Annotated in this window: 28 protein-coding genes; 12 read left to right on the plus strand and 16 right to left on the minus strand. The window is 39.5% G+C overall.

Annotated features, from left to right (window positions below; translation table 11 throughout):
• Positions 1-55 precede the first annotated feature (55 nt).
• The 11 genes from HT99x_RS14600 to HT99x_RS14650 all read right to left on the minus strand — a co-directional run bounded on the left by HT99x_RS14600 (position 56) and on the right by HT99x_RS14650 (position 8,412).
• Positions 56-475 (minus strand): hypothetical protein, encoded by a 420-nt coding sequence (locus HT99x_RS14600; protein ID WP_075065195.1) that lies wholly within the window; start codon positions 473-475, stop codon positions 56-58.
• Positions 472-1,152 (minus strand): prepilin-type N-terminal cleavage/methylation domain-containing protein, encoded by a 681-nt coding sequence (locus HT99x_RS14605; protein ID WP_075065194.1) that lies wholly within the window; start codon positions 1,150-1,152, stop codon positions 472-474. The genes HT99x_RS14600 and HT99x_RS14605 overlap by 4 nt, the downstream gene beginning before the upstream one ends.
• Positions 1,121-1,624: a hypothetical protein gene (locus HT99x_RS14610; RefSeq protein ID WP_075065193.1), complete on the minus strand. Its 504-nt coding sequence runs from the start codon at positions 1,622-1,624 to the stop codon at positions 1,121-1,123. The genes HT99x_RS14605 and HT99x_RS14610 overlap by 32 nt, the downstream gene beginning before the upstream one ends.
• On the minus strand, positions 1,611-1,979 hold the full coding sequence (locus HT99x_RS14615; protein WP_139016556.1) for a hypothetical protein: 369 nt from the start codon (positions 1,977-1,979) through the stop codon (positions 1,611-1,613). The genes HT99x_RS14610 and HT99x_RS14615 overlap by 14 nt, the downstream gene beginning before the upstream one ends.
• A gap of 122 nt (positions 1,980-2,101) precedes the next feature.
• The gene (locus tag HT99x_RS15930) at positions 2,102-2,659 is read right to left on the minus strand and encodes a pilus assembly FimT family protein (RefSeq protein ID WP_075065191.1); all 558 of its coding nucleotides are present in this window, start codon (positions 2,657-2,659) and stop codon (positions 2,102-2,104) included.
• A gap of 14 nt (positions 2,660-2,673) precedes the next feature.
• Positions 2,674-3,201 carry a prepilin-type N-terminal cleavage/methylation domain-containing protein gene (locus tag HT99x_RS14625; protein WP_075065190.1) on the minus strand — a complete coding sequence of 176 codons (528 nt, stop codon included), beginning with the start codon at positions 3,199-3,201 and terminating at the stop codon, positions 2,674-2,676.
• A 62-nt stretch (positions 3,202-3,263) separates the two neighbouring features.
• Positions 3,264-4,502 carry a type II secretion system F family protein gene (locus tag HT99x_RS14630; protein ID WP_075065189.1) on the minus strand — a complete coding sequence of 413 codons (1,239 nt, stop codon included), beginning with the start codon at positions 4,500-4,502 and terminating at the stop codon, positions 3,264-3,266.
• A gap of 11 nt (positions 4,503-4,513) precedes the next feature.
• The gene (locus HT99x_RS14635; RefSeq protein ID WP_075065188.1) at positions 4,514-6,202 is read right to left on the minus strand and encodes an ATPase, T2SS/T4P/T4SS family; all 1,689 of its coding nucleotides are present in this window, start codon (positions 6,200-6,202) and stop codon (positions 4,514-4,516) included.
• Positions 6,195-6,905 carry a hypothetical protein gene (locus HT99x_RS14640; RefSeq protein WP_259566917.1) on the minus strand — a complete coding sequence of 237 codons (711 nt, stop codon included), beginning with the start codon at positions 6,903-6,905 and terminating at the stop codon, positions 6,195-6,197. Before HT99x_RS14640 ends, HT99x_RS14635 begins: the two co-directional genes overlap by 8 nt.
• Positions 6,902-7,498 carry a hypothetical protein gene (locus HT99x_RS14645; RefSeq protein WP_139016555.1) on the minus strand — a complete coding sequence of 199 codons (597 nt, stop codon included), beginning with the start codon at positions 7,496-7,498 and terminating at the stop codon, positions 6,902-6,904. The genes HT99x_RS14640 and HT99x_RS14645 overlap by 4 nt, the downstream gene beginning before the upstream one ends.
• Complete coding sequence (locus HT99x_RS14650) at positions 7,495-8,412, minus strand: pilus assembly protein PilM (protein WP_075065185.1); 918 nt, start codon at positions 8,410-8,412, stop codon at positions 7,495-7,497. The genes HT99x_RS14645 and HT99x_RS14650 overlap by 4 nt, the downstream gene beginning before the upstream one ends.
• A 178-nt stretch (positions 8,413-8,590) precedes the next feature.
• Between HT99x_RS14650 and HT99x_RS14655 the strand changes: the two genes are divergently transcribed.
• Positions 8,591-9,535, plus strand: coding sequence for a L,D-transpeptidase family protein (locus tag HT99x_RS14655; protein ID WP_075065184.1), 945 nt, complete (start codon positions 8,591-8,593; stop codon positions 9,533-9,535).
• Positions 9,536-9,582: 47 nt separating this feature from the next.
• Positions 9,583-10,038 (plus strand): TrmH family RNA methyltransferase, encoded by a 456-nt coding sequence (locus tag HT99x_RS14660; RefSeq protein WP_075065183.1) that lies wholly within the window; start codon positions 9,583-9,585, stop codon positions 10,036-10,038.
• Here the strand turns inward: HT99x_RS14660 and HT99x_RS14665 are convergent.
• Genes HT99x_RS14665 through HT99x_RS14675 form a run of 3 tightly spaced genes read right to left on the minus strand, consistent with a single transcriptional unit; the run spans position 10,035 to position 11,956 of the window.
• Positions 10,035-11,033 (minus strand): NAD(P)H-dependent glycerol-3-phosphate dehydrogenase, encoded by a 999-nt coding sequence (locus tag HT99x_RS14665; RefSeq protein WP_075065182.1) that lies wholly within the window; start codon positions 11,031-11,033, stop codon positions 10,035-10,037. The genes HT99x_RS14660 and HT99x_RS14665 overlap by 4 nt on opposite strands.
• Positions 11,030-11,509, minus strand: a complete 480-nt coding sequence (gene secB / locus HT99x_RS14670; protein ID WP_075065181.1) for a protein-export chaperone SecB — start codon at positions 11,507-11,509, stop codon at positions 11,030-11,032. The genes HT99x_RS14665 and secB overlap by 4 nt, the downstream gene beginning before the upstream one ends.
• Positions 11,510-11,533: 24 nt before the next feature.
• Complete coding sequence (locus tag HT99x_RS14675; RefSeq protein ID WP_075065180.1) at positions 11,534-11,956, minus strand: rhodanese-like domain-containing protein; 423 nt, start codon at positions 11,954-11,956, stop codon at positions 11,534-11,536.
• A 187-nt stretch (positions 11,957-12,143) separates the two neighbouring features.
• On the opposite strand from HT99x_RS14675, the gene gpmI reads away from it, so the two are divergent.
• The 4 genes from gpmI to HT99x_RS14695 all read left to right on the plus strand — a co-directional run bounded on the left by gpmI (position 12,144) and on the right by HT99x_RS14695 (position 18,589).
• Entirely contained in the window at positions 12,144-13,748 is a 1,605-nt protein-coding gene (gene gpmI / locus HT99x_RS14680; protein WP_075065179.1) for a 2,3-bisphosphoglycerate-independent phosphoglycerate mutase, read from the plus strand.
• On the plus strand, positions 13,711-14,883 hold the full coding sequence (locus HT99x_RS14685) for a peptidoglycan DD-metalloendopeptidase family protein (protein WP_075065178.1): 1,173 nt from the start codon (positions 13,711-13,713) through the stop codon (positions 14,881-14,883). The genes gpmI and HT99x_RS14685 overlap by 38 nt, the downstream gene beginning before the upstream one ends.
• A 64-nt stretch (positions 14,884-14,947) precedes the next feature.
• Positions 14,948-16,441: a S41 family peptidase gene (locus HT99x_RS14690; RefSeq protein WP_075065177.1), complete on the plus strand. Its 1,494-nt coding sequence runs from the start codon at positions 14,948-14,950 to the stop codon at positions 16,439-16,441.
• 132 nt (positions 16,442-16,573) lie between these two features.
• On the plus strand, positions 16,574-18,589 hold the full coding sequence (locus tag HT99x_RS14695; RefSeq protein ID WP_075065176.1) for a heavy metal translocating P-type ATPase: 2,016 nt from the start codon (positions 16,574-16,576) through the stop codon (positions 18,587-18,589).
• On the opposite strand, the gene rpoH is transcribed toward HT99x_RS14695, so the two are convergent.
• A complete protein-coding gene (gene rpoH / locus HT99x_RS14700) occupies positions 18,548-19,438 on the minus strand; it encodes an RNA polymerase sigma factor RpoH (protein WP_075065175.1) in 891 nt (296 codons plus the stop codon). The genes HT99x_RS14695 and rpoH overlap by 42 nt on opposite strands.
• Before the next feature lie 166 nt (positions 19,439-19,604).
• Here rpoH and HT99x_RS14705 point away from each other — a divergent pair, with 166 nt between their 5' ends.
• Complete coding sequence (locus tag HT99x_RS14705) at positions 19,605-19,958, plus strand: hypothetical protein (RefSeq protein ID WP_075065174.1); 354 nt, start codon at positions 19,605-19,607, stop codon at positions 19,956-19,958.
• A gap of 119 nt (positions 19,959-20,077) precedes the next feature.
• Positions 20,078-21,271, plus strand: coding sequence for a hypothetical protein (locus tag HT99x_RS14710; protein ID WP_075065173.1), 1,194 nt, complete (start codon positions 20,078-20,080; stop codon positions 21,269-21,271).
• Here the strand turns inward: HT99x_RS14710 and HT99x_RS14715 are convergent, their stop codons facing one another.
• Positions 21,272-22,123: a sterol desaturase family protein gene (locus tag HT99x_RS14715; RefSeq protein WP_075065172.1), complete on the minus strand. Its 852-nt coding sequence runs from the start codon at positions 22,121-22,123 to the stop codon at positions 21,272-21,274.
• A gap of 333 nt (positions 22,124-22,456) precedes the next feature.
• Between HT99x_RS14715 and HT99x_RS14720 the strand changes: the two genes are divergently transcribed.
• From HT99x_RS14720 to rho, 4 genes are all read left to right on the plus strand, one after another.
• Positions 22,457-22,933, plus strand: coding sequence for a hypothetical protein (locus HT99x_RS14720; RefSeq protein WP_075065171.1), 477 nt, complete (start codon positions 22,457-22,459; stop codon positions 22,931-22,933).
• A gap of 69 nt (positions 22,934-23,002) precedes the next feature.
• The gene (gene hemB, locus HT99x_RS14725) at positions 23,003-24,004 is read left to right on the plus strand and encodes a porphobilinogen synthase (RefSeq protein WP_075065170.1); all 1,002 of its coding nucleotides are present in this window, start codon (positions 23,003-23,005) and stop codon (positions 24,002-24,004) included.
• A 158-nt stretch (positions 24,005-24,162) separates the two neighbouring features.
• On the plus strand, positions 24,163-24,489 hold the full coding sequence (gene trxA / locus HT99x_RS14730) for a thioredoxin TrxA (RefSeq protein WP_075065169.1): 327 nt from the start codon (positions 24,163-24,165) through the stop codon (positions 24,487-24,489).
• A gap of 314 nt (positions 24,490-24,803) precedes the next feature.
• Positions 24,804-26,060: a transcription termination factor Rho gene (gene rho / locus HT99x_RS14735; RefSeq protein WP_075065168.1), complete on the plus strand. Its 1,257-nt coding sequence runs from the start codon at positions 24,804-24,806 to the stop codon at positions 26,058-26,060.
• Positions 26,061-26,063: the final 3 nt, after the last annotated feature.

Below are 26,063 nucleotides of genomic sequence, written 5' to 3' on the forward strand. Positions count from 1 at the left end.
GCTTAGCAAGTATTGTTTGAAATAGCATCAAAATGTTACGCAAATTGCTAACTGTTTATTGTTCAATGAATAATAGTCGGCTTTGGGTATGTGAAACATAATCTCTATCACCAAAATTTCCTTTGCTTGATTTAGCACGCAAGAGCACTGCAAAATAATGTGGCATTTGCTCAGGGTACATCGACATTTGTTCACATGATATATCAACCGTAAAACCCTTAAGTCCAGTAGCGGCTTCGTTATATTGCAATTTTTGTTTGGGACATATTGCAGGATTTTGCTGAAATTTTTGCGAAGCAATTTCTAAAGCACCTAATGCAGCAAACTCCGCCTTCTTGTTTAATAATTGATAATTAATAAGTTGAGTTTGTGTAGTGCCCATTTTTAAAAGATAAACACCGGCTAATGATAAGATTAATAAAATAAATACGGTCCCAAGCAACGTAAATCCTTTTATTTTTCCTACACTACTCATAGCAGTTGCTCGACATAGATAGGTTGCGTTAATTTAACTTGTTCTTTTTCCTGCCCGAATGTTAATGAGATTAATACGCCACGACGAGATCCATCCGTTAATTGCGAAAACTGACAATCTGATATTTGATTGGTCATTAAAGATTTTTCTTGAAGATTGTCATTTAATTCTAAAATTCGTTCCAACTGATGTTCATTTTGCTTGCATCGATATTGCATCAATGAACCCACGATATAATATGGAACTGGATGCAGTATATTTTCACTCATTTTATCTTTATCATTTCTTAAGGAGAAAGGATGTAATTTTTCCTTTTCAGCGGAATTTGGAAAAACAATAAAAAGAGGCTCATTTTGATTGGCCAAATTAATATGCTCTGGCAATACTAGCGTTTGATTTGGTAACATAATGCCTTTATATAAAATTTTTCTAAAGGAAAGATTTTGTGAGTGTTCATTATTTTGAATAACAACCGATTGCGACAAACTATTGTGTAAGTCTTGTTGTATGGTGTCAAAATTTGATTCTGCAATATTAACTAATGCGCTACGCTTGGCATACCAAAAATAAGAACGTATCGGCCCAGCAATAATTTCTATTACAACGCTCGCTAAGATGGCAGATATGACCATCGTTATGACAAGTTCAATAAGCGTGAACCCTGTTTGCTTTTTCATCACTTTTTATTCTCGCAGCTTTCAATGCAGACAAATGAATATCACCTAATCTTGGCTCACTAATTGTTACATTAATTGCAAGGACATCCTTTGTTAGTTTTTCTTCATAAAAGGGTCGAATATCAATCGATATATCAAATGCAGGTATGTTACCCATGCGAGCAGCAATCTCAGGGAAAGTTGCTTGCAATTTTTGCTTATCTATTCCTTGAAACTCGCATAAATATTCTTGCTTAGTTTCACCTAATTTTTCACAATCTGATGAAGAGTCATATTTTTTTGCTAACAAAGTATCAATCACATTGCTTCCGACTTGAATTGCTTGCCATTGTAATAATGGTTCAAATTTACTATTGGTTACCGTCATAATAACGGATATGATGCCGGTTAACCCAACCGCCAAGACGATCATTAATATCACTAATTCAATCAATGTCATACCTTTTTGCTTAATTAATTTATTTTGATTCATAAGCGAATCCACTAACCGGATCAACATTGATAACTTTATGATTAATTTGCCATGAGATTTTTGCTAATTTCACATTATTTTTATCTTGCAATACCCCATGTTTATTAATAACAATTGGGAATTGCCCTATGAAATTGATACCTTTGGGAACAGCAACAGTAAATTGTTTGGTATTGTCCAGTAAGTTATTCCCTGGTAATGATTGTGTAAAGTTGCCTTCCTGACAATGCTGTTTCTGCAACAATGTTATGACTTTCTGAGTGTATGAAATTTCAACGTCACATTCCGTTGTCATCGCAACTTTTCTCGCATATAGAATCATTTGCGATATTTCATCAGTAAAAAATCTTTCCATGAATACTTCGTGGCCTTTAAATATTGAAATAGAACTTGTCCCTATTATCATAATCAGGAGTATTACCATCACTCCTTCTACCAGCGTAAAGCCATTATGATTTTGATGAGCTCTTCTGTGCATCAATGTGTAGGCAACTTCTTACTCACTATGCCACTGGTTGTGGAATAGGTAATGGTTCGCACTACTTCCTTATTTTGCTGATAGGTATAAATACATTCAGGTGCTTTATATATGGCGCAATACTGCTCATTACAATCATCACCACTACCAAATGTGACACTGGAAGATGACAAAAGATTTTTCATGAGGAGTGCACATGTTTCATTATCTTTACCACCGTTACCTAAAACATTTTCAGCCGAAATGTCTGTTTTATCACTTGCCGCATCTGGCCAACCTTCAACATTAAATCCAACATCAGCGTGGCCACTATTAGTAAAGTCGATGCCCGCAATCGGTGGCACAGAAACAGGCTGGCCGCTAGCAAGCCATTTTGCATGAGCAATATTAATAGCTGAGGCAATGGCTCCCGCGGTACCACTAACACTTGCATTATGGGCATCTTTGGTAATATTTAGAAATCTCGGTAACGCCACTGACGCTAAAATGCCTAATAAAACGATAACTATCACTAATTCAATTAGTGTAAAGCCCTTTTGCCCGTGCATTGACCTCATGAATTGACCTTTTATTATGGATATGAAACTTCACCCGTTTTAGCATCATAAGTAATTTTTTCATTTGTGCGTCTATAGGTAAAAACACAACTGTTTTCACTGGTTGCCGTCGCGCAAAAATCTCCACTATTACATTTTCCTGTTTCATCAGCAGGAATAATACTAATCCCTGATGTTTTAACAACCTTATAGAAAATCTGACCACAGGTGTCATTACCTGCAACACCACCATCCTTGATTTCTGACAAGCCATGCACCCCATCCCCACTTATCGCGACAGGATATCCTTCTTTATTAAAACGCAATCTCGCAACGCCAGTGCCATCAATATCAACAAACCTATCGGTACGTTCATTTAATTCCCATTGTGTTTTAGCAACATTTAAACCAGCACTGAAAGCCCCACCAGTTGAAGCAACAACTGCTGAACGTGCTTTATCACTGATATTTAAATATCGTGGTAATGCAACGGCTGCTAATAAACCTAGCAGTACAACAACGATCACTAACTCTATTAAGGTAAACCCGCTTTCATTTCGCATAAACGCAAATATCCGAAGTTACATATATTATAAAATTATAGTAGGCAATTTTTTTCGATTCCTTAAACCCCATCCATTTTTCTTAAGGCTACTGTTGATATATCCCACATGGGTAGAAATACGCCTAAGGCCAACAGTAGGACCATTAGGGCAATAATGATTATTAATATAGGTTCAATCAAATCGCCTAGTTGCTTAAGATCATAATCAACATCTTTCTCATAATAATATGCGATATCCAAAAGTATTTTATCCACTTCTCCTGTTTCTTCCCCAATTGCCATCATCTGCAAAGCAATTGGTGAAAACAGGTTACTTTCTTTTGCCGCATGATAAAGTGATTCACCAAGTTCTATATGATGGCGCATATTTAATATTTTCTGTGACAAATACGAATTTCCAGTTACATTTGCAACCACTTTAAAAGCTTGAAGGAGTGGCACGTTTGCACTTATTGTCATTGCAAATGCTCGACAAAATCTTGCATAAATTGAACGTCTTACTATTGAGCCTACAAATGGTATTTTTAGTTTAAAATAGGATATCCACCATTTTCCTTGGATGGTATGGGCATAATATAGAGCCCCTATTACCATTAAGATGCAAAATCCGCTTATCAACCAACCATGCAATACAAAAAGATCAGATGTTGTAATTAATATCCTAGTTGGCAAGGGTAATTTTGCTCCAAAATTTGAGAAGAAATCACGAAAAGCAGGAATCACCATGATATTAATAATAATGAGCGCGGTTAAGATTGCGGCAATCACAATGATAGGATAACGAAGCGCTGTTTTAATTCTTTGTTTCGTTGACTGTTCTGTTTCTAAATATTCTCTAATTTGTAAAAAAGATGTTTCCAATTGCCCTGTGTTTTCGCCGACCTCAACCATTGCAATCATGAGTGGTTGGAACACCATAGGATGTTTACTTAAAGCTTTACTAAAACTATAGCCAGATTCAAGGCTAATAATCACATCGGTAATAATATTTCTAAATACCGTATGTTTTGTTGTTTCACTAACCACTTTTAAACCATAAATGAGCGAAACTCCGGCTTTTAACAAGGCATACATTTGTTGAGAAAATATAATGAGTTCTTCTGCTGATGGAAGTCCCATGCCAAACAAATTCATCAGTAAATCTTCAACTGTTTGACTATCTTCCGTTATAACAATTGAAATAGGAATAATATCAATACCTGAAAGCTTGATTGCAACGTTATTAGCACTTGCTGCTTCAATCAAACCTTCAACTAGTTGACCATTTTTATCACGTCCTCTATATCGATAACTTGGCATCTTATCCTCGATTATTCAAAATATTCTAGTGATAATCGTGAGACTTCAGATAAACTGATGACGCCCAGTTTTGCGTATTCAAATGCAGATTGGGACAATGAGCAAAACAATGGATTTTTATTCACTAACTGATTATAAGTTTTTAAATCATTATCACGTAAAGCATCAACCATACTTTCCGTAATCTCTAGATATTCATAAATACCAATTCGTCCCTTGTAACCTCGCATCGCGCAATGAGTGCACCCTTTGCCTTCAACAAATCTAACATCCTTGTCTACATTAAACCCCAAATTGCTTAACATTTTTAGCTCTTCCTGTGACGGATGATAGGTTTCAAGACAACGCGTACAAACACGTCTTGCAAGGCGTTGGGCTATCACTAAATGAATTGCACTCGATGCTAAATAAGGCTGGATACCCATATCTAACAAACGCACAACAGCACTTCTTGCATCATTCGTATGCAAAGTAGATAGAACCAAATGACCTGTCATCGCTGAACGCAAGGCAATCTGTGCCGTTTCTTCATCGCGTATTTCACCAACCATGATGATATCTGGATCATGGCGTAATACCGAGCGTAATACGGTTGAAAAATTCAAGCCAATTTTAGGTTGAATTTGTATTTGATTGATTCTGTCAAATGAATACTCTACTGGATCTTCAACAGTAATGATTTTCTTATCTTGTGAATTAATTTCACTCAGTGCTGCATATAACGTCGTTGATTTACCACTCCCTGTTGGGCCTGTAACAAGAATCATTCCGTACGGTCTTTTTAAATAGGATCTGAAATGTTTAATATATTTCGATTCCATGCCTAAATCATCTAACCGCAATAACCCTGTCGTTTTATCAAGCAAACGCATCACAACGGATTCACCATTTTGCACAGGCATTGTTGCAATTCGCACATCCACTTTTCTATCTTTGACCCTAATAGTGAAACGACCATCTTGTGGCAAGCGCCTTTCTGAAATATTCAATCTGGCAATTAGTTTTAATTTAAGAACTAATGCACTAACAATATTTCTACCTTGAATAACTTGCTCTTGAAGCACACCATCAACTCGCAATCTGATCCGTAGGCCATCTTCTGCTGGTTCAATATGAATATCAGATGCATTGACTTGTATCGCATCTTCAAAGATGGAGTGCAAAAGTTTTTTAATAGGCGCATCATGTGATTCATCTTCAATATCATTAATCACATTAGTAAAAGCTATTTCTTGCTCAAGTTCGCCTACCAGTGATGCAATTTCTTCTGTACGACGATAAACTTCATCAATGATTTTTGAAAGCTCACTCTCGCGCACAATCACAATACGAATGTTCTTTTTTAACTTTCGTGCAATTTCATCATAGCCAACAATATCTGTCGGATCAGTCATTGCCACTAAGAATCCATCTTTAACTCTGTCAAGCGGTATCGCCTTTAACCTTCTTGCGATGGCTTCTGGTAGTTCTCTAATGACCTCCGGCTTTATTTTATAGGAGCTTAATTCTAGAAAGGGGATATTTAATTGTTTTGCTAAAAACATTACCAAATCAGTTTCTTTTAAATATCCAAGTTCAATTAAAACATCTCCTAACTTTCGTCCCGTACCTTGTTGCTTGCGCAAAGCCTTTTCAAGCTGTGAAAAGGAAATTATCTTGTTTTCAACAAGCAAATCTCCTAATCTTATTTTTTTAATCATTAATAGCTCCCGCATTAACACTCGTTTCTTTAACTTCAGCGTTTGTTTCAAGCGGGCTGCTTAGCATATAGACAATGAGAATAATCTGTGCTTGTGGAAAACGGGTTACCTTATACTCCAACGATTTCCATCCTATTGGGAAAGGTAATTTCTCAACCTTTTTCAAGTAACGTAGCATATTTTGATACTCACCTGTAAAAGTAATCTTAACGCGGTGCTTATAAAGAACTGAACTGTCCTTATCTGCATTAAATGGAATTTTTTCAATTGTTTCCAAACTGACCAATTTTAAATCGCTTAAATCACGCAACATGCTTTCTAGTAAATAAGGGATTCGCGTTGGCGGTATAATCCTATTTTTAAATTTAAGTAATGATTCATTCTTTTTTATTAATAATTCTTCTAATTGTTGCTGTGCCTTCGGCTTTTCTATATTATTAACGTTTCTGGATCCTGACTGCAAAGTCAGCAACTGTGCATGCGTGGCTTCATATTGTTGCTGCAAATTCGTTTTTTCTTCTTTTTTCATTGCGATCTGTTCATTCAATGAAGAGATAAACATATTTTGCATCAATGCAATAACAAACACCCCTCCCGTAACCAATAATAATACGCGCTCTCTAATGGTTCGCATATTAACGATGGATTGTATGCTTTCCCAGGAATCGGTAATTTTCTTCATCATGTTACTATGTTGCATCATTCAGCCTGCAAATTAAATTTTACATAATCTTTATCTTGCTTTAGATTGTCTAATCTTACTTTCTTAACTTGGGTGCTTATAATAGAAGGTGATTTTTGCCATGATTGAACCATAATAGGAACTAACTGTGGCTCTAATGCTACACCTGAAAATGACATTCTTCTTCCTTCATCTTGTAAATTGATATAGGCAAGGTAAGTTCCTTTTACATGGCGCATCGCTATTGATTCCACGTAAAATGAAAAAGGTGAACGATCTTCATCTTCTAATTGCTTAAGCTGCGATACAATACTGTCAATATCTGCAATTTTTTCTTTAAGCAGTATCATTTCATTTTTAGCTTTAACGACATTATTTACTTTTTTGTTTTGCGACAATTCTAGTAATTCACTATTTTCTTGAGATTGCTCTTCTTTTAATGTTTCAATTTCTTTGACATGATTAATAAGAATTAATTTATGTATAAATGCGGATATAATAAGCAATGCAAGTAATGCTAACCAAATTTGCATAATTCTCATTGCAGATAACGTTGGAAGATAAGCTTGCGTTTTTTGATAAAGATTAATTTTCTGTTTAAAAAATTGCATCATAGTGCTCCACTGATCGCAGCTCCAATTACGAAGGTGTTGCTGTTAGATTGACTCATGTCCAGTTTTTCTGATTCTTTTATAAATTCAGCATAGTTAATCATTCTTACTGGAAGACTCAAAATGTTACTTAGGTTTGTCAATATTTCTGCTTTGCGCTCTGGCAATGGTGTCAAAACAATCCGTGAAATAACTATATTTTTTAAATTGCTAGAACAATAATCAATTGAACGCTGAATCTCTACAGCCAGATCTTGTAATTCTGATTCTGTTTTTAGTTGACGATGGCCAATATCAAAATCTCTCATCATATAAAGTATTTTATTTTTGAATAATATAATATGACTTTTATGTTCTTCTATATGTAAGAGTGCTTGCCCTTCATCCGAATCGTCTAGTTGAAATGCAATTTCGCGCAATGCGCTTTGGCAAATATCAACGGATATGACATTTAGCCCCAATTCCTTTATAAATTCTGCATATTCGTCTACTGTGCTTTTTTTAGTTGCAATGACATAAGTCAGCATTGCATTATTCTCTTTATTTTTTTGAGGCACTTCAATGTAATCAACCACCGCCTCTTCGATAGGATAATCAAGATAATCTGCAATACGCCAACGCACGGCATCTTTCTTCTCATTGATTGAAACCATGGGCTGCTCTACCAAAAAAATTTGATAATCACTTTGTGGAATCAATATATTGGTTTTGATTGCAGATAAATTTAGCTGTGCAATTTTCTCTTTTAAGAATTGCTTTTGCTGGTCCCATTGGGATGTTTCATGATGATCAACTTCTAATAAAATTTTGTTGTTCTGCTTTTCTTCAATAAGCGCAAACCGTATGCCTTGAGTGGTAAATTGAATCCCTAATTGCTTTTCCTGTAACGGGTCATTTTTCACTTTGAAAAGCGGCATGACAAAACCTCATTCCTTGGTTTGCTAGATATAGATCCTGCTATGGCCAATGTAAGCCTTATATACGAATTGTAGTCGCCTAACCAACTTATACAAGTTTACTTCAGCTCTTTTTGAAAATGCCGATGATTAGCTTGTCAGACTTTTTGTTGGCAAAGATAAATAAGCAGGTATGCTCATGGAAAATTTAAATAAGGTACCAACAGTTAGGATGTTCCTTGCTGCAATCACGTTAGGAATTGGCATTGGTATATCCCCCCAAACTAGCTTTGGAACAACTTATGTACTACCTCACAACGGTAGTATTATCGGCAATATTCAACATGCAACCGTTATGCCCGGTGACACGTTAGCAACGTTAGGTTTACGACACGGTGTTGGCGGTTACGAAATGATGGAAGCAAACCCAGGCGTTAGCTTTCGTGATCCCCCCGTCGGAGCCACATTAATCGTGCCTTCAAGATTTATTCTCCCCGAAGGATCTCGTCAAGGCATCGTCATTAACATCGCTGAATTACGCTTATATTATTATCATCCTGATGGGGTGCATGTTTCTACTTATCCGATTGGAGTCGGGCAAGAGGGCTGGGATACGCCGTTAGGAAAAAACGCCGTTGTTCGTATGCGAGAAAAACCGACTTGGGTCGTGCCTGATTCTATTATGGAGAATCATTTACGTCATGGGAAAGTTATCCCAAAAGTAAAACCCGCAGGACCGGATAATCCATTAGGTGAATATGCAATCACGACTGGATTTAAAAATATTGTCATTCACGGCACACCTGATACCAAAGAAAAAGCCGTAGGACTTCGTTCAAGTCATGGCTGTATTCGGATGCGAAATAGTGATGTGGGTGATTTATACAAAATGGTTAAAGTAGGTACGCCTGTAGAAATCATTCATCAACCTGTTAAAATTGGGCAATTAGATAATAAAGTTTATCTAGAGTCACATGTCCCAGTCTCAGAAACGCTCACTATGGCAGATTATCGCGATGTGGGATCATTAATTAAAAAAGTCACCAGTAAAGCCGGCGATAAATATACTATCGAATGGCAAAAAGTGGATGAGCTGCAACGAAATCATCGCGGATATCCAGAGCCTATCGGATCTATCTTTTAAAAAATAGCAATCTGTGTCAATATCGACTCTCTTTTTGGAGAGTCGATATGTTTTCTATCATTTTATATCAACCTGAAATTCCGCCTAATACCGGTAATATCATTCGCTTATGTGCCAATACTGGCGCTACTTTGCATTTGATTGAACCCCTAGGTTTTGTGTTAGATGATAAAAATTTACGCCGTGCCGGCTTAGATTATCATCCCCTAACGCAAATTCATGTTCATCCTGATTTTGATTCTTGTCTTGCCCATTTCAGCGATAAGCGTATTTTTGCGCTAAGTGCAAAAGGTAAAACACTTTATACGACGCCTTCGTTTTCGGCAGACGATGCTTTTTTATTTGGCCCTGAAACGCGCGGCTTACCACAAGACGTTCTGCAAACCTTTACACAGGAACATATTCTGCGATTACCACAAATAACCGCTGATCGTAGCTTAAATCTTTCCAATACTGCTGCAGTAATGCTTTACGAGGCTTGGCGGCAAATTAATTTTACTTAGCCTTCCGTTTTTGGCGGGCGATTAAGAAGGTTGGTAACGGCTTGTTGTGGTGTGGTCTTTGCAAAAAGTACATCATAAACTTGTTGGCAAATAGGCATATCAATCTTTAATTTATGGGCAAGAAGCATCACTTGTTTCGCATTTATTTTACCTTCAACAACCTGCCCGATGGTTTGCTCTGCTTGATCTTGTGAGATCCCTTGGCCTAACGCTAAACCAAATCGACGATTGCGCGATTGATTGTCAGTACATGTCAGGACAATATCACCAACACCCGATAATCCCATCAACGTTGCGAGTTTAGCGCCTAATGCATCTCCTAAACGACATAACTCGGCCAATCCACGAGTAATCAATGCAGAGCGCGCATTTGCGCCATAACCTAAACCATCTGACATACCCACAGCGATGGCAAGTACATTTTTGACAGCACCACCTAATTCAACGCCAGGCATATCATCGGATAAATAAACACGAAATTGTTCACTATGAAAAGCGGTTTGCAGCGCTTGACCAAAAGCAATTTCATTGGCTGCAATGGTAATTGCGGTAGGTAATCCTTTGGCAACTTCTGTTGCAAAACTTGGACCAGATAAAACAGCCATTGGGCGCTGACCACAATGAAGCTCACAGAGCTCATGCAATAAATCACCGTTTTCCGATAAGCCTTTTGTTCCCCAAATGATGCCTGCTTGCGCAGTTAAGAATGGGGCAATCGCTTTGGTTACCTCAGCAAAAGCGTGACTTGGCACAACCAAAAAAACAACGGCTTCTTTTCCCGCAGATTGGAAGGCTTGTGGCAAGGAACTACTAAAACTGACATTGGCAGGAAAAGTAAAATGAGGAAGATACTGCTCATTGACACGTGTCTTGGCGCAAGCTGCCATTGCGTCGGGATCATGTCCCCATAGCACAACTTGATGCCCTTGTTTTGCAAGGTAGAGCGCAAGCGCACTACCCCAGGAACCTGATCCTAATACTAAAAAAGATTTCATTGACGTGTTGCTTGACCTTCGCCTGCTTTGCCTTGCTTTTGTTGCTCTAAATGTTGCAAGTAAAGCGCATCAAAATTTACCGGCGCTAACAATAACTGTGGGAAGCCGCCACGAATGACGATATCTGAAATCGTTTCACGCGCATAAGGATAAAGAATATTAGGACACATACTACCGAGTGCATGACCAAGTTGATCTTGATTGAAACCTTTGACGGTAAAGATACCTGCTTCATGGACTTCAACTAAAAAGGCAACTCGCTCACCCATTTTTACTGTGACCGTTAAATGCAACACAACTTCATAAATCGATTCTTCTAATCGATTTGTTTTGGTTTGCAAATCAACATTCACTTCCGGTTTCCATTCTTCTCTGAAAATTTCTGGTGCATGGGGTGTTTCAAAAGAAACATCTTTAACGTAAATGCGCTGAATGGTGAAAACGGGACCATCTTGATTCGTGTTTTTATCTGTCATTCCTACTTTTCCTTATATTAAAATTTATTTGACTACGGGCATGCCAGCTGTGGCCCACCCATCCATGCCATTTGCAAGAAAATATACCTGATTAAAACCATTGGCGTTAAGAATTTTCGCCATTTTAGGAGCATCGGAACCATTTGCACAAACTAAAACAAGCGGTTTTGTTTTGTATTTGTTTAAGGTATTAAGCTTCCCTTGAAAATCTGCTTGCGGCAAATTGATAGCACCAATGATATGGCCTTGCTCAAAGCGCGCTTGAGTACGAATATCAACGACCACGCCTGCAGAGTGATTTAGCAGATTGACCAAATCTTGCGGAGCTAACTGAGGTATCCCCATCGAGCGATGGCGCCATTCATTCACTAACAAGATGAAAACAATGGCAAGAAAGGTACCACTAAGAGCCCAGTGTTCGACAAAAAACGTTAAGAGGGGATTCATTCTCCCTACCTCGCTCTAAATCAAAGCCGTTTATTATACACACTATCAAGTTAACTAGCGACGTGAAACCGGCAATTGTTTATCCTTGTCTGTGCTTGTGACGATTCACCCAGGATTGCTGACTTGAAACCATGGATTTCTCCGCCCTACAATGAAGCTTGTAACTTCATAATAAGTAAGCTTAATCATGTCCATATCTCGTCCTAAACCAGTTGTTTTACTCATTTTTGATGGATGGGGTTGGTATGAACCTCATGAACAAGCTGGCAATGCCATTTTAGCGGCCAAAACACCAAACTGGGACCGTCTGCTTGCCCAAGCCCCACATACCGTTCTTTCTGCCTCTGGTGAAGACGTCGGTCTACCGGATGGACAAATGGGAAATTCGGAAGTCGGCCATCTTACCTTGGGATCTGGGCGCACGATTTATCAAGATCTCACTCGCATTACGAAATCGATTGAAAAGGGTGAATTTTTTCAAAATAGTACGCTAAAAGAAGCTTTCAATAAGGCAGCAACTGAACAAAAAAGCATACATTTGATGGCACTTTTATCTGCAGGTGGTGTCCATAGCCATGAAGACCACCTCTTTGCTGCGATACAAATGGCTGCGCAAAATCATTGTTCCCAAATTTATATTCATGCTTTTTTAGATGGTCGCGATACGCCACCCCAAAGTGCAAAAGCTTCCCTTGAGAAACTGCAAGAAGTCATTGCAAAAACACCCGGTGCTAAATTGGCCAGCGTGAGTGGAAGATACTATGCTATGGATCGTGACAAGCGTTGGGAACGCGTTAAGCTCGCTTATGATGCCATCGTATACGGCCAGTCTCCCTTTGTTGCATCCTCTGGGATCGAAGCCCTTGAATTAGCTTATCTTCGAGCTGAAACAGATGAATTTGTTAAACCAACATGTATCGTATCGCCACACGAAACACCCGTGACTGTGCAAACAGGAGATGTTGTTGTTTATATGAACTTTCGCTCCGATCGTGCCAGAGCATTGGCTTATGCTTTAACCTCGCCTGAATTCAATGGATTTGAGCGTGGTAATTACCCTCAATTGGGAGAGTTTGTTGGCCTAACCGAATATGATAGTTCTTTAAATGTGAAAGTTGCTTTCGCGCCACAAACTCATCGAAATGGATTGGGTGAGTATTTACAAAACCAAGGATTATCGCAATTACGATTAGCAGAAACAGAAAAATACGCCCATGTTACTTTCTTTTTTAATGGCGGTGTTGAAAAACCTTTTCTCAAAGAAGACCGTGTATTAATACCCTCTCCTAAGGTGACGACTTATGATCAAGAACCACAGATGAGCGCTTATCCCTTAACGGAGAAGCTCATCGAAGGGATTACCAGTCTAAAATATGATTGCATTGTTTGTAATTATGCCAATGCTGACATGGTGGGTCATACTGGCGATTTTACTGCGGCTGTTGGTGCTATCCAGACGTTAGATATTTGTCTTGGCAAAATATTAGCTGCCTTAGATAGTGTTGGAGGGTGTGCATTAATTACCTCTGATCATGGTAATGCAGAATGCATGATAGATAGTGAAACTCATCAACCCCATACAGCGCATACAACCTCATTAGTTCCATTAGTTTACTATGGTAAAGAACACTTACATTTTATGGCTGATGGGAAATTATCTGACGTTACACCCACGCTATTGCAACTCATGGGATTGCCAAAACCAAGTGAAATGACAGGGCATTCTTTGATTCAACCCGAATCGGTGACACCTTATGACACAAAAACCAGCAATTCAAAAACGTTTACTTAATGGGTTTTTTTTAGGTTGGATTCTTTTTTTGCTGCCTTCAATATTGTGGGCAGCAGAAGATCCCTCGCAAATTAAAAAAAATTTGCAAGGTGTGCAATCTGAGATTAAAAAAATTGAAAAAGATCTCTATCAAACACATACACAAGAGCGTTCACATATCCAAAAATTAGCGGAGATCGAAAAACAAATTGGTGAACAAGCAGATAATTTGCTCATCCAAGAAAATAAAATTCAAGAGCATCAACAAGAATTAAAAACACTTGAGCAGCAAACAGCAACGTTGCAGCAAACAAATCTAGAACATCAAAAAGCATTAAGTCGATTAATTAATGTTACTTTTGAACATTACCATAAAGAAAGATTAAACTTGTTGTTCAATCCGCAAGAGATGTCAAAGCTTGCAAGATTAAATCAATATTATGTTCATTTTTATGCACAGCGTGCTAATAAAATTCGCGAACTTCAAGCTCATTTAAGCCATGTCATCGTCTTACAAAATAAAGTAAAACAAAAACAACAAGCCATTTTACTATTGACCCAAGATTTAAAACAAAAACAAAACGAATTATTAGCTAACAAAACGGAACGAGCACAATTACTGAATATGTTGACCAACGAACGAAAGAGTTCTGAAGAAAAATTGGCACAACTACAAAGTCAAGAACAGCATCTTGAACAACTTTTTAAAGCCATTCAAGAAAAAATATCAACAACACCAACCTACATTGATCCCGCTCAAGAATTCGCGAAAATGAAGCGCCGTTTAGCTTTACCTATTCAAGAATCTGGCGCTTTTTTAACAAAACTACCTCATCTCAAAAAGGCAAAAGCAAAAAAATCTTATATCCAAGCCAATGCCGGCACACCGGTCAATGCCATTTTTCCTGGACGAGTGGTTTTTGCAGAGTGGTTACGGGGTGTTGGATTACTTTTAATCATCGATCATGGCGATGGTTATATGAGTCTTTATGGTAATAATCAGAAACTGTATAAAAGTTTAGGCGAATGGGTCTCGGCCGGAGAAATGATCGCTCGTGTGGGTCAAAGCGGCGGACATGCAGAACCCGGATTATACTTTGAGATAAGAAAGGACGGTGAAGCGTTAGATCCTACTCCTTGGTTCAGCAAAGCCTGAACGGGATAGAGTCTGCGAAGACTATACGCTTTGTAAATTCTGCTCAACGTATAAGGATATAGGTATGAGCCCATTGATAAACCGTGCTCCACTAAGAGCACTGTTATTTGTACTGGCATTGCAAACAACTGTAACTTCTTTACCAGTATTAGCAAAAGAGAAAGATGACGCCGCCAGCAACGCCAAAGTAAAAGCCACTATACAGGAAACACTTCCCTTAGATGATTTGCAACGCTTCACCTCTGTTGTTGAGCAAATCCGCAAGTATTATGTCAAACCGGTCAATGATAAAGAATTATTTGAAAATGCTATCCGGGGCATGTTAAGCGGACTTGATCCACATTCAGCTTATTTAGATGAAAATGAATTTTCTGATCTTCGAGCCAATACCTCTGGTAAATTTGGCGGACTGGGTATTGAAGTCACCATGGAAGATGGCTTTGTCAGAGTCATTAGCCCTATTGATGATACGCCTGCTAGTCGCGCCGGTCTTAAATCAGGAGACTTTATTGTCAAATTGGATGACACGCCTGTAAAAGGCTTAACGTTGAAAAAAGCGGTTGAGATGATGCGTGGCGATCGCGGCACCAATATATTGCTTACCGTGGTTCGCAAAGGCACCAATGCCCCTTTAAAAATCAAAGTGACCCGCGATATTATTCAAGTAAAAAGTATCCGCACGAAAATATTAGATAAATCTTATGGTTATGTACGTGTTTCACAGTTCCAAACACATTCTGGAGAAGATCTCGTTCAAGCTGTCGAAAAACTACAGAAAGAGACCAATAACCAGCTTAAAGGCTTGATTATTGATTTACGCAACAATCCTGGAGGAATTTTAGAATCCTCTGTGAAGGTTGCCGATGCATTCCTTGATAAATCAAGATTAAATTATAATGGCATGATTGTTTATACTGAAGGACGATTACCGGGTTCTGAAATTAAAGAACTTGCAACCGATGGTGATATTCTACAAGGTGCGCCGGTTGTTGTTATCGTCAATGGTGGTTCTGCCTCTGCCTCTGAAATTGTGGCGGGTGCATTACAAGATCATAAACGCGCTTTAATTGTGGGAACCCAAACGTTTGGTAAAGGCTCTGTGCAAACCGTCTTACCTTTAAGAGATAATCATGGCTTGAAACTCACGACGGCACTTTATTTCACTCCCGCTGGACGCTCAATTCAAGCAAAAGGGATTGTGCCCGATATTGAGATCCCAGATATTAAAATGCCAGAAGTAAAACATGATGAGTTAGAAGAACTGGTTAATATTCGTGAAAGCGATCTAGACGGCCACTTAGAGAACGGCGCGAAAAAACCTGAAAGCAGTCCTGAAAAAGAGCCGCAGGCCAGCAATACAACTGAAACACCAAGCAAAGAAGCAAAAAGTGAATCAGATGAAGGTAAATTAGCACTTAAAAACGATTACCAACTTAACGAAGCACTTAATCTCTTAAAGGGCTTAACGTTTATTGAATCTCGGCAGTCACAAAAAAGCAATTCGACTTTAAATATTAAAAATGCCAAGGAAAAGGAGACTGTAAAAACACCGCAGTGACATTCACGGCGTTCGTGTAGATTCGCTAAAATTTTGATAACTTTCAAAATTGAATGAGCCCTATAGAAAGTCATCATTTTTTGTTATGATTGGAAATTTTAGCGGTTCTGTGTAGTAAAGAAGTTCTTTTGAATGATTTTTAATCATTTTGATCAAGATCTTAAGCGTATAGGGGCATTGGAAAAGGGTCTGTTATTAAGGCTCGTCATTTCTGGCGTCGGTGTACTTTTTTTGACTTGGCTATCGGTTTTAATTGAGTTTGGTACTCCTGCTTTCTCTCAGGAAATTTACTACTGGGCAGGCCTTACGCTAACAACGCCTATTTTATATTTTGCTGCGCTTCCTTTCTTTCGCTCAATGTTTGTCGTTGATTCAGCTCGTTTTTCTATCGACATTCCCTTATTAATCGCCTTGATTCTCGGTTACAGTTATTCTTTATATGCGACTTTATTTCCAGCCGATAATTTATTCGCCTATTTTGATTCTATTCTTATCGTATTATTCATTGTCTATGCCGGCCGCTATCTTGAAATTTTTTGCCGACGCCGCATTGGTCGACTTTCACAAAACTTAAACGTTATCCCTTCAACCCAAGTCAAAGTGATTAGAGCGGACAATCAATTTCATTCTTGCGAGCTCAAGGATATCGTTTTAGGAGATATCTTATACATTGGACCTGGCGAATATTTCCCAGTCGATGGCATTATCCTTGAAAGTGATACCAGTGTTGATGAATCAATGATCACCGGTGAAGCCCATGCCATCCCCAAATTTACGCATGAAGTTGTTCGGGCTGGTACTTGTAACTTAGATAAAGCGATTACCATCAGAGCCACTAGCACTTTTCATCATTCTTATTTTGGCAAGATCCTGGCAACGCTCCAACAATCCGTCCCTAATAAAACGAAAGAAAGCTCTCCTTGCGACTCAATCGCACTTTGGCATCAGATGATTGCCTTAACTTGCTCTGCCGCTATTTATTGCTGGTGGCTTCCCTTTGATCATCCATTTGCTTTATTTTGTGCAACCTGCGCTATCTTGATTACCTGTCCTTGTACAGTTGCTATTGCTTATCCTCTGACTTGCGCCTGCGTGCAAGAAGTCTGTGCTAAAAAGGGCATCCTTATCAAAAATCCCTCCGCTTTCTTTAAGTTTTCAGAAGTTGAGCACATTCTCTTTGATAAGACGGGCACGTTGACCGAAGGTAATTTAATTGTTGCTAAAGCTGAATTTTTCAATGGGGCCAAGCCAGAAGAAGCAATGCCTTTGATTGCGCTGATTGAGCAGAACACGCACCACCCTATTGCGCATGCCATTGTGCAATATAGCCAAGCACGCTATAAAGAACTCGCTAGCGCTAACATCCAGCGCCTACGCGTTTTTCCTGGAAAGGGTGTACGCGCCATCATCAACGGCAAATTTATCCTGATTGGCTCTTCTGATTGGTTACGCAAAAATGGTATTTTTGTTCCAGCAGACGTCATCGCGGCGCAAGAAACGCAGATCCATTCCGATCTTATTTTTGTACATTGCGCGATTGACGGCTTAGAAGTTGCACGCATTCATTTAAAAGATAACATTCGTAAAGAAGCAGCAGAAGTTATTCATTTTCTCAAACAACGTAATATCGAAATGACGGTATTAAGTGGCGACAGACCTGCTATCGTCAATGCAATTGCCAGCCAATTAGGTCCTATCATTGCAACAGCACAAGCCATGCCGCAAGACAAAGAAGCCCAAGTTGCCCTACTACAAGATCAAGGCAATATTACCGCGATGGTGGGGGATGGCCTGAATGATGCCCCTGCTTTACGACGGGCTGATATTGGTATTGCGATTGGAACCGGAAATGCGATTTCAATTGCTTCTTCCGATATTATCTTAAAACATCCTGAACTAAACCTAATCAAAGATTGCTTACTACTGAGTATCGCCGCTCGAAAAATATTGCGGCAAAACCATTTATTAGGGTTAGGATTTTGTCTTTTTATGCTACCGTTTGCGGCACTTGGACAATTGACACCCTTAATGATGTTAATCAGTTTATGTCTAAGTGCATTAATCGTAATGGCAAACACGGCCCGTTTAAAATTCTTTAAATTTTCATTATTCAAAGGCGCTACTAGCTTGCGAGAGTTGCCCATCTAGTGGAAAAACGGTTCGTAATTTTTTCAGGCCCGCATTTTCTAACTGACGAACCCTTTCTAATGAAATATCATACGATTGTGCTAATTCTTTTAAAGAAGCTTTAGGCTCTTGTAGCCAGCGCTTAGAAACGATATCTAATGTCCGAGGATCGAGCGTTTGTAACGCAACTTGTAATTGAGCCTGTGCTTCTTCTTCGCTATTACCCTCTAATACAGAATAAGCTGGATCGGCATTTTGAGGCGCACTCAAATAATAAGATGGCGAAACATTTTCTCCATCATCATCTTCATCCATGTCAAAGGAAGCATCATGTGCATTTAAGCGATTTTCCATTTCCATGACATCTTTGGGAGTCACGCCTAAATCATTCGCGACATCCAGAACCTCTTGCTGTGAAAACCAACCTAAACGTCGCTTAGCTTGTCGCAGTTTGAAAAAGAGTTTACGTTGCGCTTTGGTGGTTGCCACTTTAACAATACGCCAATTACGAATCACAAACTCGTGAATTTCTGATTTAATCCAATGCACAGCAAAAGAAACCAGACGCACTTTCATGTCGGGATCAAAACGTTTGACTGCCTTCATAAGCCCAATGGAGCCTTCTTGAATGAGATCAGCAACCTGCAAACCATAACCGCTATACATTTTGGCAATACGTACAACATAACGAAGATGGGATAAGACCAAACGTTGCGCGGCTAATAAATCGCCTTCCTCACGAAAACGTTTTGCCAAGCTATATTCTTCTTCAGCGCTAAGCAGTGGCTCAGCATTGACCTGTTGCATATAAGCTTGCAACCCATCTACTGGCACTGCCAAAGATTTGAGTGGTTGTAATTGCACAGACATTTCACTACTTCTCCTAGTCATATTGTTATCTAGTGTAGCACTCTCTGGAAGAGAGTGCTAGCTCATAAATGTCAATATATTCAATTACTTATAATTTTAACAGGTGTGATTAAGCAAACTTTCTTTTTATCGCTTATACTTTTTGATAACAGGAAAGGGAGAACCTATGGCTTACTTTATTGTTGATACCCCCTACGAACAGTGCTTTGAAATCTTTTTTAAAGATGAGCTTGGCTATCCTAATTTTTATCGCATGACCGAATTACTCAATGACGAGCCACTTTATCGACCGTTAACGCTACTGGTTCCTTATCCGAGCAAAGCCCCCACCATCATTCAACGCCTGAGTGAACATGCACAGCAATTAGGCATAAAATGCATGCCTTTTGGCCAAGAATTAGAAACCCCATTTGTTTTTGATGAGTGTGGCCAACTGCTGCTTCCCATGCATTTTAAAGAAGCGTTATGCTTTGCAGTGAATGAGTTTTTGCGCATTAATACTATCTCTGGTGCCGCTTAAGCTCGAACAAGCCCTCTCCTCAGCGAGATCCTACCGCTTATCTGCCTAGTCATTGCGAAGTGGAGCATTGGTAGTTAGTCTGCGTTCTTAATTTTAAATGATTGAAATGAGAACGAATTATGCCAAATACCAATGAACTCTATACCAAAGTGGCCGCTGATGGTGCCCAAATGATTTGGCATACCATTGGCAAAATCCTACCCCAAGTCGGCGCTCTATTTGTTGCAGATAAAATCGGCGATGTTGCTGATTGGGCACAAGGTAAACAAGATCCCAGTACCGAACAAAAAAGCTTTGCTTCTCGCCTCAATCCATTGAATTGGTTTAGAAATATCAATCCTGTTTCAACCAGTTCTTTTTTGTTAACCCCTTTAAAAGGAGGCAAAAAATTTATTGGCTGGACCGCACTAGAAGGATTGCTTGCCGAATATCAAGGCGAGATCGAAAAGCACTGGCAAAAATTAGCTCCTATTGGCGAAAAATTCTTAAAGCCTTTTGTTGAAAAAGTCACTACGCCTTTTATAGATTACTTGCAAAATCAAGGTTTAATGCAAGCAACACAAAATGTCGAAATCGTTTGCGAATGTCCCATGCTGCCAGAACAAACCTTTGCAGCGGTAAAACAAGCGGCTACCATGCCTGGAGAAACCGGTTCAACTATCACAGGGCTTTTGTCTTCTTTTAAAGACATGATGACAACCCCTTTTTCAGAATGGGGTAGCGCTGCTAAAGATATCGGTCCAACACCTTTAGAGCAGGTGTTCCAACAAGACACACCTACCCAGCTGTTTCAAGAAGTTGCGCCGACTATCAGAAATGTGATTACGCCGGTTACTGAAACAATCAAAGAGCAGACAAGCCAATACCAAAACCATTTCATGAGAAGCCTTGAACAGCGTGCCGAGCCTACCGCTCGCTTTATGGCGGATGCTTGCTCAAGTGCATACAATGGGATCTCCAAATTATCGCAAAAACCCAATGATGTTTATCATGCGGTTGAAAGCTCTGTTCACTTGATAGCAGAAGCGCTAGGCATACATCCGGGTTGGGTTGTCGCTGCAGGTGTTGGTATCACAAGTCTTGCAGGCTATGGCTTATATTCAGGATTACAAGGATGGTCTTCTTCTGCTGCAACAGCGCAAGCTACCGCAACCGGTGGCAAGGCTAATGCAACAGGTGGCAATGGCGGTAACGTTAACTTATTAATCCAATTCCCTCAGCAAACACAAGCCCAAGGGATGCCACCTGTCACTCCTACGACCTTGACAGCAGTACCCCAAACAACGGCAACTGTAGGGCTAGGATCACCATAATCAACTCTTCATTCGAGAAGGCACCCTTTTGCGGTGCCTTACTTTCAAGCGCCTAGGATTAAAAGGAACCAGCAACATATTGGGTAATGTTTTAAATTGCGGATAACGAAACTCTTCTAAACCAATATAAATTTTATTATCACCCGAAATTGAACGATACGTATAAGTGCCAAACAATTTATCCCAAATACTTAAACAAAACCCATAATTACTATTGGTTTCTTTAAGATAATCAGAATGATGGATACGATGCATGTTCGGGGTAATCATAAAGAGGCGAAGTACTTTATCAAACCTGGGTTGTATATAAACATTCATATGCACAAACATGGTCATCACATTTAGAAGTATTTCATAAAGAAATACGGCTATAACCGGCGCGCCGATAAAAGCCACTGCCAATAATTTAAACCCCATGGTAAACATTTCTTCTATGGGATGAAATCGTATTCCCGTACTCACATCAAGGTGTCTATCCATGTGATGCACTCGATGAACTCGCCAAAATGCTTTGATACGATGCATCATCAAATGCTGTGTATACATCACAAGATCCAAAAAAACCATGGAAAGAATTACCTCAATTATCCACAGGGTCGGATTTTGATTGAAATACCCTATTCCCTTTTGCTGTGCTATCCAGGCGGTTGTAACTGCCAAAAAAGGAAAAATCAGCCGGATGGTTACTTTAGAAATAAGCGCCAAACTCAAATGGGTAGTCCAGCGTACAGATCGCTTGTCTGCCCATCGCCAAATGCCATATTTTTTTTCTATTGTTGCGAGCAATAGAAAAAAGAAAATAAAGATCAACAGGCGACAGATATCTTGATATTGAACAATCCATTTTTCCATGGTGGTGGCGCCCTTTAACTGGTAAGCGGTATATACCCAATACACTTCAAAATGCAAAGCATGATTTGAAGTGCTTCCCTACGCGATGGGGATCCCCTGATTGCAAGTGCCGATTTACTCGGCGCGCAGCATTCAAACAAGATTATACCCCTCGCCAGGAATTGAAGAATCTCGCATCTTCAAGTACGAGCGGTATATATAAAATTATACTGTACCCATCCCGTTTGAGGTATGTTTGCTTCACAGTCAGCAAAAATTTTTTTCTGTTCTACACTTTATTAACGAATAAATAGGAGCCTTTCTAGATTAATCTCATTTAAGCCGCGGTGTCACATGCAATATAATCATTATTCAACTGAAATCTCTAATGAACTTGGTAACAAACTCGTCAAGCAGGTAATATGGGGCATTGCCCTGATTGGATGCGCAGCCTTTTTATGCGCCATGACAAATCTGTTTGATACAGTACTGATTATTGAAATAGCGACCACAACCAGCGCTTTGCTAGTCAGCACAGTTTGCCTTCTTCATCTTTATCAAGAACATCGCATTTGGCAACGCCAAGAACTTCGATTAATCAAAGCTTTGTTAAAACAGATCCAACAGCAATATACCCACTTGCCCCCGCTATGTTTTATGGAAGGCATTTTATTGCAAGCGCTCGATACTGCGGGTATTAAAGAGCAACGTATTCAGATCTTAAAAAAATACAAGGCCCAACAATCGGCTTTAGATGTTTTTGTAAAATATTGTCAACAACAGCATGCCGATCTGGTTGCTTTGACACATCTTGGATTAAGCTGGGAATAGCCAATCTCTTCAAACTTGAGAAATTTTTTGTTAACGTTCATTCCTTGATTTTTTTGAGGAATGAACAAAATGAGTCGATTTGCTGGCTTCCCTTCAACCCGTTTACGCCGCTTACGGCTTCAGGAATTTAGTCGCCAGCTCATTCAAGAAACCCACCTACACGTTTCTGATCTTATTTATCCTCTTTTTGTGATCGAAGGGCATCAAAAACGCGAACCTATTTTGTCAATGCCAGGGTTAGATCGCTTAACCATCGATGAATTATTAAAAGAAGCAGCCACATTAGTGGAACTCAATATCCCTGCTATCGCACTTTTTCCTAATGTGCCTCTTGCTAAAAAATCCCTCGATGCCAAAGAAGCCTATAATGATAATGGTTTAATGCAACAAGCGGTTCGCGCACTGAAATCGGATTTCCCACAGTTAGGTGTGATTGTTGATGTAGCATTAGATCCCTTTACAACCCATGGTCAAGATGGTTTAACGAACGAACAGGGCGATATCTTAAACGACGAAACAAACTTGGTATTGGTCGAACAAGCACTCAGCCTAGCACGCGCTGGGGTCGATATGGTTGCCCCCTCTGACATGATGGATGGGCGTATTGGCAAAATTCGTCAAGCCTTGGAAAAAGACGGTTTTTCAGCCGTTAATATCCTAGCTTACTCTGCTAAATACGCCTCTGCTTTTTACGGCCCTTTTCGCGATGCTGTCGGCTCTAAATCACAGCTTGGCAAGGGCTCTAAAGCAACTTATCAAATGGATCCCGCCAACGCCTTGGAAGCGTTACGCGAAGTCGAACTGGATTTACAAGAAGGCGCCGACATTGTCATGGTAAAACCCGGACAACCTTATCTTGATATCGTGTGGCGAGTAAAAGAAACTTTTGGTGTTCCAACCTTTGTCTATCAGGTGAGTGGCGAATATGCGATGCATAAAGCCGCTATTGAAAAAGGTTGGCTCAATGAAAATGTGATTATGGAAAGCTTATTAGGCATGAAACGAGCAGGCGCTGATGCCATTTTGACTTATTTTGCCAAAGAAGTTGCGATGACGTTGATGCAAAAATAGTGTAGCTGCGTCAAAAAGACTTGAATAGCAAGGACATCGCCCATATATTCATAGTAAATTAACTAGATGTACCAAATGCGATGACAATTGAGATAAGCCTTGTTAGCATGAGATAACGAAATTTAAATAGAATACCGATTGAGGAGAGTGAATTTACCATGAATAACCAGATTATTGCTGTCAGTGATGACTCTTTTGAAAAGGATGTCATGAATGCAGAATTACCCGTTCTTGTTGATTTTTGGGCAGAATGGTGTGGTCCTTGCAAAATGATTGCCCCCATTCTTGATGATATTGCAAAAGCCTACGAAGGACGCCTGCAAGTCGCTAAAATCAATATTGATGATAATACGACAACCCCCCAAAAATTTGGCGTTCGTGGTATTCCTACATTGATGTTATTCAAAAATGGCGAGCTAGAATCCACAAAAGTTGGTGCGATTTCTAAATCACAATTAACCGCCTTTTTGGATACTCACCTATAGTGGATATTCCCCTAGCATCTTAAAAAAAAGTTTGGTAGGATGCGTGATGACTTGGGCTAGCATGGCCAAGCAAAGCGCCTCTTGCTAAACTCCAAGTTCCCTATTTATACTCCGTCTTTGTTTTTCAGTGTAACGTCACCTTGTATGCAAATGCTTTGGCATTCACTGAAAATGAAAGAGCAAATGAATAAGGTTTTGTCACAGAGTGTTCAAGGTTTAATGTCCACTAAACGTTATCCATCAAATAGTCGTCACTATTCCATCCTTTGTGATCAAGCCAAATTCCATCATCCATCAACTAAATAAGCACACGTATGAATCTTTCAGAATTAAAAAATAAACCTGCTGCAGAGCTTTCTGAAATGGCCCTTGAATTGGGCGTTGAAAATGTTCCGCGCTTGCGTAAGCAGGATCTCATTTTTGGGATCTTAAAGGCTCATTCAAAAAGCGGTGAAGACATCTATGGTGATGGTGTCCTCGAACTTTTACAAGATGGCTTTGGATTTTTGCGCTCTGCCAGAACCTCTTATTTGCCAGGCCCAGATGATATCTATGTCTCCCCTAGTCAAATCCGTCGTTTTGGATTGCGCACAGGCGATACGGTTTCCGGTAAAATTCGCCCCCCTAAAGAAGGCGAACGTTATTTTGCTCTACTGAAAGTCAACGAAATTAACTACGAAAATCCTGAAGCAGTCCGCAATAAACTCTTATTTGAAAATCTCACCCCACTGCATGCTGAAAAACGCCTTAAAATGGAAGTGGGCAATGGCAGTACAGAAGATATTACGGCACGAATTATTGATTTAGTCTCTCCGATTGGTAGAGGACAACGTGGCCTTATTGTTTCACCTCCTAAAGCAGGTAAGACAATGATGTTACAAAATATCGCGCATTCTATTTCAACGAATTATCCTGAATGCAAATTGATTGTTCTATTAATCGATGAACGTCCCGAAGAAGTCACGGAGATGGAACGCTCCGTACAAGGTGAAGTGATTGCGAGCACCTTCGATGAACCACCTAATCGTCACGTGCAAGTTTCTGAAATGGTTATCGAAAAAGCAAAACGTCTGGTTGAGCATAAAATGGATGTCGTTATTTTACTTGACTCCATCACTCGTTTAGCTCGTGCTTACAACACAACCATTCCTCATTCAGGCAAAGTATTAACCGGTGGTGTTGATGCGGCCGCATTACAACGCCCTAAACGATTCTTTGGTGCGGCTCGTAATATTGAAGAAGGTGGCAGTTTAACCATTATTGCAACTGCGCTGATTGATACTGGCTCGAAGATGGATGAAGTGATTTACGAAGAATTCAAAGGAACAGGTAACCTTGAATTACATCTCGATCGCCGTATTGCTGAAAAACGCGTTTATCCTGCGATTAACATTAATCGCTCCGGTACAAGACGTGAAGAAAAGCTCACCACACCTGATGAATTACAGAAAATGTGGATTCTGCGTAAGTTATTGCATCCTATGGATGAATTAGCTGCGATTGAATTCCTCATTGAACGCCTCAAAGGCACAAAGAACAATGAAGATTTCTTTGATGCTATGAAACGTTAATGA

It is taken from the genome of Candidatus Berkiella aquae (genome assembly GCF_001431295.2).
Classification (GTDB): domain Bacteria; phylum Pseudomonadota; class Gammaproteobacteria; order Berkiellales; family Berkiellaceae; genus Berkiella; species Berkiella aquae.